A 16,262-nucleotide genomic window follows, 5' to 3' on the forward strand; every position below is an offset into this window, starting at 1 on the left:
ACTTCTGGCTGGCCAGAGCACTCTGGCTGCCCGAAGCACTCCGGCCTACCGCAGTGAGTTCTGGCTGCCGGGAGTGCTCTGGCTGCCGGGTGCGGTCTGGTAACCGGGGGAACTCTGGTGACCGGGTGAGGTCTGGGAGCCGGGCGTGCCCTGGCCACCTGGGACGCTCTGGGTGCCCGGTGCGCTCCGGCCATCCGGGAGGCCCTGACCGCCTGGGAGACCTTGGCCGCCAGGGAGATTCTGGCTGTTCTGGTTGCTCGGGTCGCCCGAGGTTCCCGGGCCCATCAAGGTGGAGACCAAGGTGTAGGCCAGGTTGATCAACTGGGAGTTGACCGTCGCGTCCTCCATGCCCAGCGACTCGGCCAGCGGGAGCAGCAGCTGCATCGCGGTGGTGACGAGTGTGCCCGCCGACGAATCGGGGCTGGTCTGGGTTCCGGTGCCCGCCTGGCCCGGCAGCAATCCGCCGGTGGAGGGGCCGGTGCCCATCGGAGAAGTACCGGTGCCCATCGGGGAGGTGCCGCCCGGAGCTGTGCCGGAGTATCCGGACGTGCCGGGGGTGGAGGCATTCGGCGCCGTGTTCGCATTGGGCGACGACGAGGTCGGAGACGTACCCGGCGTATAGCTCCCGAGGGAGTTCTGCGCCGCACCCGGAACCGTCCCCCCGGGTGCGATCCGACCGGACCCGTCCGGCAGCGGCTGCTCCGCCGCACCCGGCAGCGCCCGCGCCTGCCCACCGGGCAGCGCCTGCCCCGATCCGCCCGGCAGCGTCTGCCCCGCCCCACCAGGCAAAGCTTGCCCATCAGGCGACGGCGACCCAGCCGCACCGGGTGTGGCCGCACCACCGGGCAATGCCTGCCCGGCCGCCCCGGATGCCGCCTGCCCACCGGGCAGCGTCTGCCCGGCCGCACCAGGCGACGTCGAACCTGCCGTACCAGGCGTGGGCTCACCGCCGGGCAACGTCTGGCCCGTCGCCCCGGATGCCGCCTGACCACCGGGCAACTGCTGCCCCGGCACGCTTGGGCCACCCGGCGTCATCTGCGTGCCTGGCGTGAGCTCACCGCCGGGCGACGTCTGCCCTGTCGCACCGGACGCCGCCTGACCGCCGGGCAGCGACTGCCCCGATCCGCCGGGCGCGCCTTGACCACCCGGCACCGTCTGCCCTGCTGCACCGGGCGTGGACGCACCGCCGGGCAGGGCCTGGTCCACTCCGCCTGTCTGGCCCGATCCCGCCGACTGGCCCGGTGTGGACTCATTAGCCGACCCGGCCGTCCCCGGGAGCGAATTCTCCTGTCCCGGAACGGTATGCGCCGCCGCACGGCCGTCGGCCGAACCGGACGGCAGCGGGGAGCCGCCGACGCCGAGCAGGTACCCGGCCAGCCCGGTCGCGATGGCGACCGCGTGCTTCAGCTGCCCCTCCTTGGATTCCAGGAGTGCGGCATCGTCGGCATTGGCGCCGTTGCCCATCTCCAGGAACACATCCGGCACCTGGGTCAACGCGGGCCCGGCGATATCGGCGCGGGTCTGCAGCCCGTCGACCGCACCGCCGTAGGTGGCGGGCGAGAATCCGCCCTGCAGATAGGCATCGCGGACCACCTTGGTCGCCGACAGCCCCGCCCCGGACTGCACCTGGTCGGCCTTGGGATCGGGGATCGGAAGTTCCGGAACGATCAGGTGGAAGCCGCGGTTCTGCGCGGGCGCACCGTCGGCGTGAATGCTGATCGCGACATCGGCCCCCGATCGGTTGGCCGCCGCGGCGCGCTCGTCGACGCAGCCACCCCAGCCCGTATCGTCCTGGCGACTGAGCACCACCCGGGCGCCCATCGCCTCCAGCGACTGCTTGACCAGCTGCGAGACATTCCACGCGATGGTGTGTTCGGGCACGCCGTTGATGGTGGTCATGCCCGAGGTCTGACACTCCTTGGTGCCGCCGCGGCCGTTGGCGACAGGGCGGAGGAGGTCCTCGGTGTGATTGGGCCCCTGATGACCCGGATCCAGGAACACCGTCTTACCGGCGAGCTTGGTCGCCATGTCCGGGTCGGTCGGGGTGGCGACTGCGGCCGCCGGGAAGAGCCCGGCGGATGGTGCGAGCGCCGCGGCCGTGACGGCGAGGCTGAGACCGGCCTTGACGATGCTTGGCTTCATGTTCGGACGGCGCTCCCCAGACAGGGAACGCCCCTCCCTTCCCACTAGTAACACCAAACCCAGTGGTTCACTCTTGCAACGTGAATCTCATCACGCAAGCACAGTTATCGAACCGTTACCCCGTGCGTCAGGCCCCACGCGGCAATTGACGCAGTGACTGCAGCGCATAATGCACGCGCGTCTTGACGGTACCGACCGGCACGCCCAGATCCTCAGCAACATCCCGGTAAGCGCGGTCGCGCAGGATCACCTGAACGACCGCATCCCGCTGCGGATCGGGCAGCCGCTGCAGCAGCTCGGAGACCAGCAGCCCGTCGGCCAGCGTGTCGGTGAAGTCCGGCCGGGCGAAGCGCGGGTCGAGCATCTCCTCGAAGTCGTCCCAGCTGGTCTCGGCCGGGCGCACGGCGCGCATGCGGCCGATATCGGTGAGGACATTGCGCTCGATCGACAGCAGCCAGGTGCGCACGCTGCCCTTGTCCGGATCGTAGGTGGCGCAGCTGCGCCAGGCCCGCAGCAGCGTCTCCTGCACGGCATGTTCCGCCAGCCCGGTGTCACCGAGCCGTCGCATCGCCCGCCAGTGCAGCAGCCCCTGATCGGACGCGAGCACCGCGGCCAGTCCGGCCTGGGTGCACAGTCGCGCGCACCGGGCGCCGCACGCGGTATCGCGGTTGCGGGGGATGGAGCGGGGGCCTCTCATGCCAGGAATATCGCGAGAACTCCGCGGAACGGCATCGTCGGCGCCACACCAATTTCCGCGAGGTTGGTGCATCACCACAAATCTCACGAATTCGACCAACCGGTCCGGCGAACTCTGATAGACCGGACCCCCGGAGGACACGGGGATCTTCCGAGGGCCGCCCGTACCGACCGGTGGCCCGGACGTGAGCTCGAGGAGGACCGCCGTGCGTGGACGCACGTTTGTGATCGCGGGCGCCGTGGCGTCCGCGGCGACCATGCTCGGATCCGGCATGGCCGCCGCCCAACCGGCGACGGCCATGCCCGGGGACGGGTTGTACCGGGTGGGTATCGATATCCTGCCCGGCATCTATCAGGCACCGGGGACGCCGGACCCCGCCCACGGCTGCTTCTGGCAGCGCATGAGGAAGGTGCCGGAACCGGGCGACACCGATCCCAACCAGTTCGTCATCGCCAGCGACCACACCAAGGTCAGCCCGGTCCGGGTGTTGATCAAGGCGGGCGACGTCGCGTTCCAGGCCACCAACTGCGGCCCCTGGGTCATGATGCCCGCGCCGCCGCCCACCGGCTCCTACGGACCCGGCGGATCGTTCGGTAGCGAGTACTGAGTTCTCGCGGCGCCGCCACGCGCGGCGCCGCGCCTCTCCGATCCACCCGATGTGAGCGCTCACACTGATCCGGTGTACTGTCCGGCTGAGTCTGTCGCGCATCCATCGGAGGTTGTCATGGCACCGCCGCCACCCGACCGCACGCCCACCCCGGTCCGGGCGCTGTGATCACCACCCGCCGGCAGCTGGCAGACGGCAGGGAGATCCTGTACTTCGACGAGGATCCCGGAGTACCGCACACCGCGACCGACACCCGCGATCTGCCGCACACCACCACCCACTCCCAGCGCCGCTTCGATCCCCTGCTGGGCGAATGGGTCGTGATCGCCTCGCACCGGCAGACCCGGACCTTCCTCCCGCCCGCGGACCTCTGCCCGCTGTGCCCGTCCACCCCGGACCGGGCCACCGAGATTCCCGAATCCGATTACCAGGTGGCGGTTTTCGAGAATCGTTTCCCCTCGCTGTCCACCGGTCACGTGGAACTGCCCGGGACCGTGGAGGGTTCGCCGCCGACACCGCTGCGCGACGGCTACGGCCGCTGCGAGGTGGTGTGTTTCACCAGCGTGCACGACAGTTCGTTCGCGCGGCTGGATCGGCGGCGGGCGCGGCTGGTCGTCGACGTGTGGGCCCACCGCACCGCCGAACTCGCCGACCTGGACGGCGTGGGTCAGGTCTTCTGCTTCGAGAACCACGGCGAGGAGATCGGGGTGACGCTGTCGCATCCGCACGGGCAGATCTACGCCTACCCGTTCGTGACACCGCGCGTCGCCAAGATCTCGGAGAATGTGGCGCGGTACCGGAATTCGCACGGCGGCAACCTGTTCGGCGATTTGCTGGCCGCCGAGCGCGCGTCCGGTGTGCGCGTGGTCGCCGCCAACGAGGAGTGGACGGCCTACGTCCCGCCGTTCGCACGCTGGCCGTACGAGATTCAGCTGTATCCGCACCGGCGGGTCGCCGATATCCCAGAACTCGACGAGGCACAGCGCGACGGCTTCGCGGAGCTGTATCTCGATGTGCTGCAACGGTTCGCGCGCCGCTTCGACACCCCGATGCCCTACATCGCCGCCTGGAACCAGGCGCCGACTCCGAAATCCGGTGTGCCGCGCGAGGATTGGTGGCTGCACCTGCAGCTGTTCTCGATCCGCCGGGCGGCCGGAAAACTGAAGTACCTGGCCGGTTCGGAATCCGGCATGAACGTCTTCATCAGCGACACCACCCCGGAGACGGTGGCGGCCGAATTGCGGGAGGTGCGGTGACCGCGAGCGGATCGCCGGTGCGGCAGGGAGTCTGGGCGGCGCCCGGACGAGTCAATATCATCGGCGAGCACACCGACTACAACGACGGCTACGCGCTGCCGATCGCCCTGCCGCAGGCGGTCACCTGCGCGGCCGCCGCCGGCGCGGACGGGCAGGTCCGGGTCACCTCGCGCCAGCATCCCGGCGAGTTGGTGGACGAACCGATCGCCGGGCTCGCGACGTCGTCCACCGAGGGCTGGGCCCGGTATCCGCTCGGCGTCGTGCACGAATACGCCCGCCGCGGGCACCGGATCCCGGGGGTCGTCCTGGACCTGGACGGCGCGGTGCCGGTCGGCGCGGGACTCTCGTCCTCGGCGGCGGTGGAGTGTTCGGTGGCGATCGCGCTGCGCGACCTGTTCGCGCTGCCGGTCACCGATGCCGAGCTCATAGATATCGGCCGCGCGGCGGAGAACTCCTATGTCGGCGCCGCCACCGGCACCCTGGACCAGTCCGCCTCGGTGCTGTGCACGGCCGGACACGCACTGTTCCTCGACTTCGGCAAGGGCGAGCACGCGCAGGTCCCGTTCGACCTGACCGCGACCGGACTGGAGCTGCTGGTGGTCGACACCAACACTCCCCACCAGCTGGTCGACGGCGGTTACGGCAAGCGGCGCACCGAATGCGAGCAGGCCGCGGCGGCGCTCGGGGTGCGGTCGCTGCGCGAGGTCACCGAGGCCGCCGAGGTCGAGCGCATCGCCGATCCGGTGCTGCGCCGGCGTGCCCGCCACATCGTCACCGAGAACGCCCGGGTGCTGGCGGTGGTCGCGGCGCTGCGCGGCGGTGGGGATCCGCGCGCGATCGGGCCGACCCTCACCGACGGGCACGGCTCCCTGCGCGACGACTTCGAGATCTCCACCCCGCAGCTCGACACCGCGGTCGAGACCGCGCTGGCCGCGGGCGCGCACGGCGCACGGATGGTGGGCGGCGGATTCGGCGGCAGCATCATTGCCCTGACCGACGCAGACAGCACCGAGCAGATCGCAGCGGCGATAGAGAAAGGGTTCCGCGCGGCTGGTTTCGCCGAGCCGCGCACGTTCGTCGCGGTGCCGTCGGCCGGTGCGCGCCGGGTGTCCTGAAAACCGAATTCACGGTATTCCCGGTGCCGTTCTGTGTCACGACAGAGGAATTAGTCTGCGAATCCAGCGAATTCTCGGGAATCTTCTGCACGGTCAGATGCAACGACACCTGTGCGTGCAGAACGGCCCGGGAACGACCTCCGCTCGCCCGTCGGCAAACGGTGGTCACTTCGATGGAAAGGCTCTGACGTCGGACTACGTCGCTCCCAACCGAGCGGTGGCATCCTTCCCGCAACCACATCGCCGCTGAGCGACCCCGGCAAACACCCCGGAAGGCGCCCCCACCTGCCGGGTCATGAACCTGCGAATTCGGCGAATACCCTACAGCTATCCGAATTCAGAACGTACGGTGAGGACGCGATTAGCTCGACTGCCAATGGTTACTCAGTTCTTGCGCCAGTTGAGCCAGGGGGATCGAGGCCGCTGCCACCTGGGCGACCGGCCTCTGTCGCAAGGCAATGTCGCCGCGCACATCGCAACCAGCGCACATCGAAAACCCTGTCTTGGAGGTAGTCATGACCGAGTCGGACGCGGCCCGCATCGCCGGGCTGCCCGCGACCAGTTGGCGTAAGTCCAGTTTCAGCGGGCCGGACGGTAACTGCGTGGAATGCGCACCCCTGCCCGACACCACGGTGGCCGTCCGCAACAGCAATCGGCCGGAGGCGGGCACCCTGGTGTTCACCCGCGCCGAACTCGCCGCGTGGATCCAAGGGTGCCGCGCCGGAGAATTCGACGACCTGATGTAGACGTCGATCGGTCGTGCGCCGACCCGATTAGTGTTGGCGCATGACCAGGCGCAGGATCCTCATCACCGGAGCGAGTTCGGGACTCGGCGCGGGTATGGCCCGCGAATTCGCGAAACAAGGACGCGATCTCGCGCTCTGCGCGCGCCGGCTCGGCAATCTGGAGCAGCTGCGCGACGAACTGCTCGAGGCACACCCCGGCATCACCGTCGCCGTCCGCGCGCTCGATGTCGACGATCACGCCGCGGTGCCGGTCGTATTCGCCGAACTCCGCGACGAACTCGGCGGACTGGACCGGGTCGTCGTCAATGCGGGCCTGGGCAAGGGCGCGGTGCTCGGCACCGGCCGCGCCGACGCCAATATCGCGACGGCCACAACGAATTTCGTCAGCGCGCTCGCGCAGGCGGAGGCGGCCCTGCAGATCTTCCGGGAGCAGAACTCCGGGCATCTGGTGCTGATCTCCTCGATGAGCGCGGTGCGCGGGCTGCCGGGGAAGAAGGCCGCCTACTCCGCCAGCAAGGCCGGACTCACCGCCCTCGGCGAGGGGCTGGCAACCGAGCTGCGCCGCGGCCCCTTGGCGGTGACGACCGTTCAGCCCGGATTCATCGCCACCGATATGGCGGCCAAGGCCGGGGACGCCAAGCTGGTGACGCCGATGGATAAGGGCGTCGCGTCGATGGTCGCCGCGATCGAGCGCGAGCCGGTGCGCGCGTGTGTACCGCAATGGCCTTGGCGCGCGCTGAATCTCGCACTCCCCCTGTTGCCGCGCACAATCATCGCGCGACTCGGTTGAGCAGTGCGCCAAACGGTCGCGAACGCGTAATCGGTGGCATTCGGTGAGGTCTCTCACAATTTGCCCGAACCATTCAATGTGAATGTTCACCACGGCTTCGATATCCGTGCGTTTGCCGGGCGTCCCGCGCCCGCCCGGCCATCGGCGAACCGGGCCCGATGGCAGCCGAAATCGGCGCGTAGCCAGAAGATGGCTCCTATGTGAAACTTCACGTTACACATATTTACCGTCCCAGACGGCGGGCGGTGAATGGCGGATGCGGTCGGTCGGCGGACTAGTTACCGTTGGGTAGCATCGTTGCTCGTCCCAAATTCCGATAGCAATCGTCACTCATTTTCAGGAGGCGACGTGTCGCATTCCCGCTTCGAATCCATCGGCGCATATCTGCCCGAAAAACGCGTCACCACAGCAGAGTTGCTGTCGCGACTGAAGGTGCCGCCGGCCTTCGATCTCGAAAAGATCACAGGCGTGCAGGAACGGCGCGTGCACGACACCCGCCCGGAGTCCCGCGAGGATTCCTTCAGCCTTGCCATCAAGGCGGCCGAGGACTGTTTGTCCAGGTCACAGTATGCTCCGGTCGAGCTGGACGTGGTCATCTCGACCTCGATCACGCGCAGCAAGGACGGCACCCGCATGTACATGGAGCCCTCGTTCTCCTCGTCCATCGCCAAGCAGATCGGTGCCGGGAAGGCCATTACTTTCGATCTTTCCAATGCCTGCGCGGGCATGCTCACCGGTACCTACATTCTGGATCGGATGATTCGCGCCGGAATTGTTCGCAACGGCCTGGTGGTCAGCGGTGAAGCCATTACTCCGATCGCCGAAACGGCGGTCGAGGAAATTTCCGAAAAATACGATCTGCAATTCGCGTCGCTGACCGTGGGCGATTCCGGGGCGGCCGTGGTGCTGGATCGCTCGGTCGACGAGCGCGACCGGATCGACTACGTCGAACTGGTGACGGCGTCGGAGTTCTCGCACCTGTGCCTCGGTATGCCCAGTGACAAATCACAGGGCGTGGCGCTCTACACCGACAACCGGAAGATGCACAACGAGGACCGGTTCCTGGGGTGGACCGATACGCAGCGGGAGTTCTACGCCCGGCGCGGAACCACCTTCGCCGAGGAGAAGTTCGACTACATCGTCCACCATCAGTTCGGCGCGGCCGCGATTCCGTACATGAACGCGATCGCCGAGCGCGAGTTCGGTACGCCGATGCCGCCGGATCTCAATGTCATCTCGAAGTACGGAAATACCTCCAGCACTTCGCATTTCATCGTGCTGCACGACTACCTGAGCCGCCAGGAGATTCCGGCCGGGTCGAAGCTGCTGCTGGTTCCGGCGGCCTCCGGCGTCGTCGGCGGGTTCCTGTCCACCACGATTTCGTCTCTGAAGGTCTAGGGGTTCTTGCCATGGGCGTGCGCATCAAATCCACCGGAATCAGCCGCGACAGCGACACTTTCAGCATCGTGGACCACAGCGGCCGGGCGGCGCGGCGCAGCCTGGAGCGGGCCGGGGTGCGGCCCGACCAGGTCGGCGTGCTCATCAACGCCGGGGTCTTCCGGGATTCCAACACCGTGGAACCGGCCGTCTCGGCGCTGATCCAGAAGTCCGCCGGGATCGGGCTCGACTACTCCTACGGCGATCCCCGGTCGTTCTCCTTCGACCTGATGAACGGCGCGGTCGGCGTGCTCAACGCGGTGCAGGTGGCGCAGTCGGTGCTGGAGACCGGCAGCGCCGAGCACGTGCTGGTGGTCTCCGGCGACACCCACCCGTCGCTGGCCCGATCGGAGGCCGACGACGAATTCCCCTATGCCACAGCGGGTGCCGCACTGCTGCTGGAGCGCACCGAGGAGGACGAGGGCTTCGGCCGCGTGCACACCGCGACCGGCGACGGCAGCCCCGCGGTCGAGTCGTACGTCGACGTGGCCACGATGGGCACGGTCGGCCGCACGCTGATGACGGTCGAGCAGGAGCCGGGATTCGAGGAGCGGCTGCTGGACGCCGCGGCCCAGGTGGCACTGGCCGCGCTGGACGAGGCCGGTGACATCGATCCGGCGACGACCGTGGTGATCGCCTCGACGCCGAGCCCGACATTCCCGCGACGGCTGGCCGACAAGCTGGGGATCGCGACGGTTCGCACCCCGGACCTGGCGGCGGGCGATCCACACACCGCCGCGCTGCCGCTGGCCTATGACCTTGCGGTGCAGGAGGATTCGCTCGGCGGATACACCACGGTGCTGTTCGTCGCCGCGGGTTCCGGGCCGTCGGCCGCGGCGGTGCTGTACCGGCTGCCCGCTCCCGTCGGGGCGCCGGCGTGAGCGAGCGCGCGAGCGGGTCGAGGGCACAACGCGGCTCCGCATACGACGGAACCGAGCGGCGGCAAGGTGCGGTCGTCGGCAGCCTCGCGGCCCGGGTGTCGGCCACGAGGCCGGTGACCGGCGCAGCGGGGCCCGCCTGTGCCGCCGCGGGTTCCCGCCGCTGCGCCTCGTGGCAGGACGCGGCGTGACCGCGGGCACCTACTGGCGGGCCGTCGATCGGTTCTGGGCGGTCGTGGCGGCCGAACCGGACCGGGAGGCGGTGTTCTTCGCCTCCGGCACGGCCACCGATGGGCTGCCCAGTTACCAGCAGCTCACCTACCGCGAACTCGATGCCTGGTCCGACGCGGTCGCCGAACGACTCACGCGGGCAGGCGTTTCCAGCGGTACCCGCACGATCGTGCTGGTGCTGCCCAGCCCCGAGCTGTACGCGATCATGCTGGGGCTGTTGAAGATCGGTGCCGTGCCGGTCGTCATCGATCCGGGTATGGGGCTGCGCAAGATGCTGCGCTGCCTGCAGGCCGCCGACGCCGAGGCGTTCATCGGGATCCCGCAGGCCCATGCCGCCCGCGTCCTGTTCCGCCGGTACTTCCGCGGCGTGCGGGTGCCGGTGACGGTGGGGCGGCGCTGGTTCTGGGGTGGCGCCACGCTGCGCGGCTGGGGCCGGACACCCACGGGCAGCCTGCCCGTCCGCGCCCCGGCCCCCGACGCGGACCCGCTGCTGATCGCGTTCACGACCGGCAGCACGGGTCCGGCGAAGGCCGTCGAACTCACCCACGGCAACCTCTCGGCGATGGTCGAGCAGGTGGACGCGGCCCGCGACCACGTGCCGCCGGGCACCTCGCTGATCACGCTGCCGCTGGTGGGGATCCTGGATCTGCTGCTCGGATCCCGGTGCGTGCTACCGCCGCTGATTCCCAGCAAGGTCGGCTCCACCGATCCGGCGCATATCGCCGACGCGATCGCCCGGTTCGGCGTGCGCACGATGTTCGCCTCGCCCGCGGTGCTGATTCCGCTGCTGCGGCAGCTGCGGCGGACCGGCGCGGCACTGCCCACGCTACGGAGCATCTATTCCGGCGGTGCACCCGTACCGGATTGGTGCATCTCCGGGCTGCGGGAAGTGCTGGACCCGGACGTGCGGATATTCGCCGGATACGGTTCGACCGAGGCGCTGCCGATGTCGACCGTCGAATCCCGGGAGCTGGCCGACGGACTGGCCGACCGCGCCCACCGCGGAGACGGCACCTGCATCGGGCGGCCCGCCCAAGGGGTGCGGGCACGCGTGGTCGCCGTCACCGATGACCCGATTCCGGCCTGGGCCGACGCCGAAGCGCGTGCGGGCGAGCTGGATTCGACACGCGGCATCGGCGAGCTGGTCGTCGCGGGACCGAACGTCAGCACCCGCTACTACTGGCCGCGGGCGGCGAACGCCACCGGCAAGATCGCCGACGGGGACGTGATCTGGCATCGCACGGGAGACCTGGCGTGGATCGACGACGCGGGCCGAATCTGGTTCTGCGGACGCAAGAGTCAGCGGGTCGCCACCGCGGCGGGACTCATGTTCACCGTGCAGGTCGAGCAGGTGTTCAACGTGGTGCCGGGGGTGGTGCGCAGCGCGCTGGTGGGCGTGGGCCCGCGCGGCGCGCAGCGGCCGGTGCTGTGCGTCGAGCTGGAGCCGGGCGCCGACCAGACCACCGTCGCGCTGGCGCTGAAGAACCGCGGCGCCGAATTCGACCTCACCGCACCCGTTTCGGAGTTCCTGTTCCATCCCTCGTTCCCGGTCGACATCCGGCACAACGCCAAGATCGGCCGCGAACAGCTCGCGGAATGGGCGGCGGCACAGACGACGGGGGCGAACTCGTGAGAACCACTGCCCTGCGGGCCGTTCCGGCGCTCGGCTGGATCTATCTCATCGCCGGGTTGCTGGCCGCCGTGGCGGGCAAGGCGCCGCGGAACCGAGTCCTGCGGATCGTGTGGTGGATCGATGCGTTCCTCAGCATCGTCGTGCACGCCGCACAGATTCCCGCGGCGCTGCGGGCGGCGGAGGGCAGCGGGCGGTCGCGGATCGAAACGGCGGTGCTGACCCAGATATTCGGCCTCACATGGTGGCGAACACAGGCATCGCCCCAAGACAGTGGCCACCGAACCGGCTCTGGCACAGCGTAGTTCAGGAGAATCGATGAAGGCTCTGGTAACCGGCGCGTCCGGATTCCTCGGCGGCGCCCTGGTGCGGCGGCTGATGCGGGACGGCGAGTACAAGGTCGCGGTGCTGGCCCGGCCGACCAGTAATCTGCGTGGCCTGGGCGACCTGGACGGCGTCGAGGTCGTCTACGGCGACCTCGCCGACGAGACGTCGCTGGCGCGCGCGACCACCGGGGTCGACGTCGTATTCCACAGCGCCGCACGGGTCGACGAGCGCGGCACCCGGGCACAGTTCTGGAACGAGAACGTGCGGGGCACCCAGCGGCTGCTGGAGTCGGCGCGGCGGGCGAAGGCGTCGCGTTTCGTGTTCATCTCGAGCCCCAGCGCGCTCATGGACCGCGACGGGGGCGACCAGGTGGACGTCGACGAATCGGTCCCCTATCCGCGGCGCTACCTGAACCTGTACTCGGAGACCAAGGCGGCGGCCGAGCGGGCCGTATTGGACGCCGACGCACCGGATTTCACGACCTGCGCGCTGCGTCCGCGAGCGATCTGGGGTGCCGGTGACCGGTCCGGGCCGATCGTGCGGCTGCTGGGCCGCACCGCCGACGGCAAGCTGCCGGATCTGTCCTTCGGTCGCGACGTCTACGCGTCGCTGTGCCACGTCGACAACATCGTGGACGCCTGCATCAAGGCCGCCGGGTCCGACAAGGTAGGCGGGAAACCGTATTTCATCGCCGACGCCGAGCAGACGAACGTCTGGGCCTTCCTCGCCGAGGTCGCGGGCGGGCTCGGCTATCCGCCGCCCAGCCGCACCCCGGACCCGCGGGTGATCGATGCCGTCGTCGCGGCCATCGAGACCGTATGGCGCATCCCCGCCGTCGCGCGCCGCTGGTCTCCCCCGCTCTCGCGCTACGCGGTGGCGCTGATGACCCGCACCGCCACCTACGACACCGCCGCCGCCACCCGGGACTTCGGGTATCGGCCGATCGTCGATCGCGATCGCGGCCTCGCGGAGTTCCTGGCCTGGCTCGACACCGTCGGCGGCGTCACCGAACTCACCCGCGGCCTGCGCTGACCGATCGCCCCAGGAGCCCCTCATGAACAACGTCTTCCGTCGCCGCATCTCCCCGACCGAGCGCATGTACTTCCCCATGCGGGATATGGCGCCGCCCTTCCTGATGCAGCTGGAGTTCCAGGGCACGGGCACGCTCGACGCGGAGGCACTGCGCCGGGCCGTCGCCACCGCCGCCGACGCCTGCCCGGGGGCGCGGCTGGTCCGCGACGGACGGTACTGGGTGGACAGCGGCGTGGCCCCGGCGGTGCGGGAGGTCCCCGGACACACGGTGAACTACCCACGGCTGGAGGCGGATCCGGTACTCACCAGCCCGATCGGGCCGAGGCCGGAGACCACGTGCGAGGTCCTGCTGCTGACGGGTGTCCCGGTATCCGTGGTGTTCCGGGTGTTCCACGGCGTCATGGACGGCATGGGCATGGTGCTGTGGGCCGACAACGTGTTTCGCGCACTGCGCGGCGAATCACTGCGGCCCATGCCGGATCCCGTCGCCGATCGGGAACTGGTACGCACGGTCGGGGCGCCCGGCCGCCCGACGCCCATGCTGCCGAAGTTCCGGTCCGCGATCGGGCACGGGCGCCAGGAGCGCGACAGCGCTCGGCATCTGCTGCGGCACCGCACGATTCACGCCACCGGGTCGGGTGCGGTGGCGCGGGTCGCCGCACTGCTCGCGGCGGAGGCCGGGTCGGTGCAGCGCATCATGGTCCCGGTCGATCTGCGCCGCCACGACCCGCAGCTGCGGTCCACCGCGAACCTCGCGCTGCCGCTGTTCCTGGACGTGGCGCCCGGTCAGGACTGGCAACAGATCAACGCCGAGAAGCGAATCGGGCTGCGGGAACGCCGCGAGCTGAACCAGATGGCCGCGAGCGGGATGGCCGACCTGCCGCAGCCGGTCGGCCGCGCGATCCTGCGCACCACCAACTGGCTGGGCTCGCGATTCGGCCGGAACCTGGCCTCGGCCACCGTCTCCCACATGGGCCGCTTCGATCTCGACACGCTCCGCGTGCCCGGATTCGCCCCGACCTCGGTGCGGGTGCTGCCGCAGCACAGCGTGGCGATGCCGCTGCTGTTCGGGATGGTGGAATCGGGCGGGCGCACCGAGCTCACGGTGTCGGCGCGCAACGGCCGCGGCCTCGAGGACCGGCTGGAGGCGCTGCTCGACCGGATCACCGACACCCTCGAGGCCGAACTGCCGCACCGAGATTCGACCGTGGCATGAGGGCCTGGGCACGGGCCGTGGCGGCGCGGCCGAAAATCGTGCTGGCCGTCGCGATCGGATTCGCGCTGCTGTGCGGGCTGTTCGGCGCGGACCTGCCGAGCCGGGTCAGCGCCGCCGGATTCACCGATCCGGGCAGCGAATCCGCCCTGGTCGACCGCATCGCGGACGAACGGCTCGGGCCGCAGAATCCGGACGTCATCGCCGTGTACACGGTGCCCGAAGGCCGATCCCTGGCCGATCTCGGCCCGCAGGTGCAACAGGCCGTGGATCGCATCGATCCCGGATTGCTGGCGCAGCGCGTCGAAACCTATTGGAACAACGCACCACCGCGGCAGGGGCTGCTGCGCTCGGCCGACGGCCGCCACGCGCTGGCCGTGGTCTTCGCCGCCGGGGACGACAACGAACGCATCGCGGCCTACCCGGATATCGAAGCGGCACTGCGTGTTCCGGGTGTGGAGACCCGTTTCAGCGGTTTCAGCGCCCTGGCGGCCGAGATCAGCGATCAGTCCCGCCACGACCTGGTACTCGCCGAATCCGTCTCGCTGCCGGTGACTCTCGCGATCCTGGTGCTGGTGTTCGGCGGCGTCGTCGCGGCCGCGCTGCCGGTGCTGGTCGGCGTGCTCGCGATGCTCGGCTCGCTGGGCGCGGTCGGGATGATCGCCCGCGGCACCGAGGTGAGCGTCTTCGCGATGAACATCGCCTCGCTGCTGGCCCTCGGATTGGCCATCGACTACGGGCTTTTCGTGGTCAGCAGATTCCGGGAGGAGCTCGCCGCCGGGCGCGACGTGCCCGATGCGGTGACGCGGACGATGGCGACCGCCGGACGGACCGTGGCGTTCTCGGCCCTGCTGCTGGTATGTGCGTTCGCCGGGACGTTCGTGTTCCCGCAGGCGGTGCTGCGTTCGCTGGGCTTCGGCGCCATCGCCGCGGTGGTGCTGGCCGCGCTGCTGTCGCTCACCGTACTGCCCGCGGCACTGCTGCTGCTCGGTCCGCGGATCGGGAAATGGAGTTGGCGCGCAGACGCGTTCGAGCGGGGCGAGCGGCGCGCGGCGCGACTCTGGGGCCGGGTCGTGGACGCGGTGCTGAAGCGACCGGGTGTCGTGGCGCTCGCGATCACCGCGTTACTGATCGCCCTCGCGATGCCGCTGACCGGCGCCCGGCTCAGCGATGTCGACCACACGGCGCTGCCCGCGGGAAATCCGATGCGCACCACCGTCGAACAGCTCGCGGCGGACTTCCCCGCGGCCAGCAGCGGTGCCACGGTACTCGTCCGGGGCGACGGCGCCTTCCGCCATGCGACCCTGACCGCGCTGACCCGGGAGATTGCCGGGGTGCCCGGTGTGCATCAGGTGCAGGAGTTGGGCCGCTCCCCCGACGGCGTCATCCTGCATGCCGCGCTCGACGTGCCGGACCGGTCGCAACCGGCCACCGATATCGTCACCGAGGTCCGGAAACTCCCGGTGCCGGAAGGGATCACGCTGCAGGTCGGCGGGCAGTCGGCCGCCAATGCCGACAGCGTGCGCGCCATCGTGTCCCGCATGCCGCTCATGATCGCGGTGATGGTCGCCGCCACGCTGATCCTGCTGCTGGCCGCATTCCGGTCGGCGCTGCTGCCGGTGAAGGCCGTCGCGATGGCCTTCGTCAGCCTCGCGGCCACCTTCGGCGTGCTGACCTGGATCTTCTCCCAGGGACATCTGGCCGGGGCGCTGCACGTCAGCGTCGGGCCGCTGTCGGCGGGCATGATGGTGCTGATCATCGCGGTCGTGTTCGGGCTGTCCACCGATTACGAGGTGTTCCTGCTTTCGCGAATGGCCGAGGCGTATCAGGCCGGGTCCGGCACCGCGGACGCCGTCCGCACCGGCATCGTCAAGACGGCTCGCGTGATCACCGCCGCGGCAACGCTTCTCGTCGTCATCACCGGCGCCTTCACGCTGTCGCCGCTGACGCCGATGCGGTTCCTCGGCCTCGGCATGATCATCGCGCTGATCATCGACGCCACGCTGGTGCGCATGCTGCTGGTGCCCGCGCTGGTGCAGCTCATGGGCCCCGCGAACTGGTGGCCGGGCGGGCCGCGGGTGGTCTCCGCGACCGTAACGGAAAGCGCCGTACGCGAGCCGGGTCCATTACCCGGCGGGTAATCGACCGGCGCCGCCGCGAC

General features: G+C 69.7%; 14 protein-coding genes. 12 read left to right on the forward strand and 2 right to left on the reverse strand.

From position 1 onward, the window contains the following. Positions 1-45: 45 nt before the first annotated feature. Both NM1_RS44570 and NM1_RS04540 read right to left on the reverse strand, forming a co-directional pair. Positions 46-2,142: an N-acetylmuramoyl-L-alanine amidase gene (locus tag NM1_RS44570; protein WP_068014224.1), complete on the reverse strand. Its 2,097-nt coding sequence runs from the start codon at positions 2,140-2,142 to the stop codon at positions 46-48. A 127-nt stretch (positions 2,143-2,269) separates the two neighbouring features. Then, positions 2,270-2,839 (reverse strand): sigma-70 family RNA polymerase sigma factor, encoded by a 570-nt coding sequence (locus NM1_RS04540; RefSeq protein WP_084519156.1) that lies wholly within the window; start codon positions 2,837-2,839, stop codon positions 2,270-2,272. 205 nt (positions 2,840-3,044) lie between these two features. Between NM1_RS04540 and NM1_RS04545 the strand changes: the two genes are divergently transcribed. From NM1_RS04545 to NM1_RS04600, 12 genes are all read left to right on the forward strand, one after another. Continuing rightward, positions 3,045-3,446, forward strand: coding sequence for an Rv1352/Rv1906c domain-containing protein (locus NM1_RS04545; protein WP_068014226.1), 402 nt, complete (start codon positions 3,045-3,047; stop codon positions 3,444-3,446). Between the two features lie 185 nt (positions 3,447-3,631). Next, positions 3,632-4,702 carry a galactose-1-phosphate uridylyltransferase gene (gene galT, locus NM1_RS04550; RefSeq protein WP_068014282.1) on the forward strand — a complete coding sequence of 357 codons (1,071 nt, stop codon included), beginning with the start codon at positions 3,632-3,634 and terminating at the stop codon, positions 4,700-4,702. Beyond that, the gene (galK, locus tag NM1_RS04555; RefSeq protein ID WP_246011437.1) at positions 4,699-5,817 is read left to right on the forward strand and encodes a galactokinase; all 1,119 of its coding nucleotides are present in this window, start codon (positions 4,699-4,701) and stop codon (positions 5,815-5,817) included. Before galT ends, galK begins: the two co-directional genes overlap by 4 nt. A 515-nt stretch (positions 5,818-6,332) precedes the next feature. Further along, positions 6,333-6,563 carry a DUF397 domain-containing protein gene (locus NM1_RS04560; protein WP_068014229.1) on the forward strand — a complete coding sequence of 77 codons (231 nt, stop codon included), beginning with the start codon at positions 6,333-6,335 and terminating at the stop codon, positions 6,561-6,563. 40 nt (positions 6,564-6,603) lie between these two features. Beyond that, positions 6,604-7,353, forward strand: coding sequence for an SDR family oxidoreductase (locus NM1_RS04565; protein ID WP_068014232.1), 750 nt, complete (start codon positions 6,604-6,606; stop codon positions 7,351-7,353). 348 nt (positions 7,354-7,701) lie between these two features. Continuing rightward, the gene (locus NM1_RS04570; protein WP_068014234.1) at positions 7,702-8,751 is read left to right on the forward strand and encodes a 3-oxoacyl-ACP synthase III family protein; all 1,050 of its coding nucleotides are present in this window, start codon (positions 7,702-7,704) and stop codon (positions 8,749-8,751) included. A gap of 11 nt (positions 8,752-8,762) precedes the next feature. Then, on the forward strand, positions 8,763-9,671 hold the full coding sequence (locus tag NM1_RS04575; protein ID WP_068014237.1) for a beta-ketoacyl-[acyl-carrier-protein] synthase family protein: 909 nt from the start codon (positions 8,763-8,765) through the stop codon (positions 9,669-9,671). A gap of 184 nt (positions 9,672-9,855) precedes the next feature. Continuing rightward, positions 9,856-11,532 (forward strand): fatty acid CoA ligase family protein, encoded by a 1,677-nt coding sequence (locus NM1_RS04580; RefSeq protein ID WP_068014239.1) that lies wholly within the window; start codon positions 9,856-9,858, stop codon positions 11,530-11,532. Next, entirely contained in the window at positions 11,529-11,834 is a 306-nt protein-coding gene (locus NM1_RS04585) for a hypothetical protein (RefSeq protein ID WP_246011438.1), read from the forward strand. The genes NM1_RS04580 and NM1_RS04585 overlap by 4 nt, the downstream gene beginning before the upstream one ends. Before the next feature lie 13 nt (positions 11,835-11,847). Beyond that, the gene (locus NM1_RS04590; protein ID WP_068014241.1) at positions 11,848-12,888 is read left to right on the forward strand and encodes an NAD-dependent epimerase/dehydratase family protein; all 1,041 of its coding nucleotides are present in this window, start codon (positions 11,848-11,850) and stop codon (positions 12,886-12,888) included. Positions 12,889-12,910: 22 nt separating this feature from the next. Further along, a complete protein-coding gene (locus NM1_RS04595) occupies positions 12,911-14,104 on the forward strand; it encodes a peptide synthetase (protein ID WP_068014243.1) in 1,194 nt (397 codons plus the stop codon). Further along, positions 14,101-16,242: an MMPL family transporter gene (locus NM1_RS04600; RefSeq protein WP_068014244.1), complete on the forward strand. Its 2,142-nt coding sequence runs from the start codon at positions 14,101-14,103 to the stop codon at positions 16,240-16,242. The genes NM1_RS04595 and NM1_RS04600 overlap by 4 nt, the downstream gene beginning before the upstream one ends. Positions 16,243-16,262 lie beyond the last annotated feature (20 nt).

The organism is Nocardia mexicana NBRC 108244 (assembly GCF_001613165.1).
Lineage (GTDB): Bacteria > Actinomycetota > Actinomycetes > Mycobacteriales > Mycobacteriaceae > Nocardia > Nocardia mexicana.

Excerpts from the sequence above, each read along its gene's own strand:
- NM1_RS44570 (WP_068014224.1), bottom strand. The coding sequence starts at position 2,142 with ATGAAGCCAAGCATCGTCAAGGCCGGTCTCAGCCTCGCCGTCACGGCC.
- NM1_RS04540 (WP_084519156.1), bottom strand. The coding sequence starts at position 2,839 with ATGAGAGGCCCCCGCTCCATCCCCCGCAACCGCGATACCGCGTGCGGC.
- NM1_RS04560 (WP_068014229.1), top strand. The coding sequence starts at position 6,333 with ATGACCGAGTCGGACGCGGCCCGCATCGCCGGGCTGCCCGCGACCAGT.
- NM1_RS04565 (WP_068014232.1), top strand. The coding sequence starts at position 6,604 with ATGACCAGGCGCAGGATCCTCATCACCGGAGCGAGTTCGGGACTCGGC.
- NM1_RS04575 (WP_068014237.1), top strand. The coding sequence starts at position 8,763 with ATGGGCGTGCGCATCAAATCCACCGGAATCAGCCGCGACAGCGACACT.
- NM1_RS04590 (WP_068014241.1), top strand. The coding sequence starts at position 11,848 with ATGAAGGCTCTGGTAACCGGCGCGTCCGGATTCCTCGGCGGCGCCCTG.
- NM1_RS04595 (WP_068014243.1), top strand. The coding sequence starts at position 12,911 with ATGAACAACGTCTTCCGTCGCCGCATCTCCCCGACCGAGCGCATGTAC.
- NM1_RS04600 (WP_068014244.1), top strand. The coding sequence starts at position 14,101 with ATGAGGGCCTGGGCACGGGCCGTGGCGGCGCGGCCGAAAATCGTGCTG.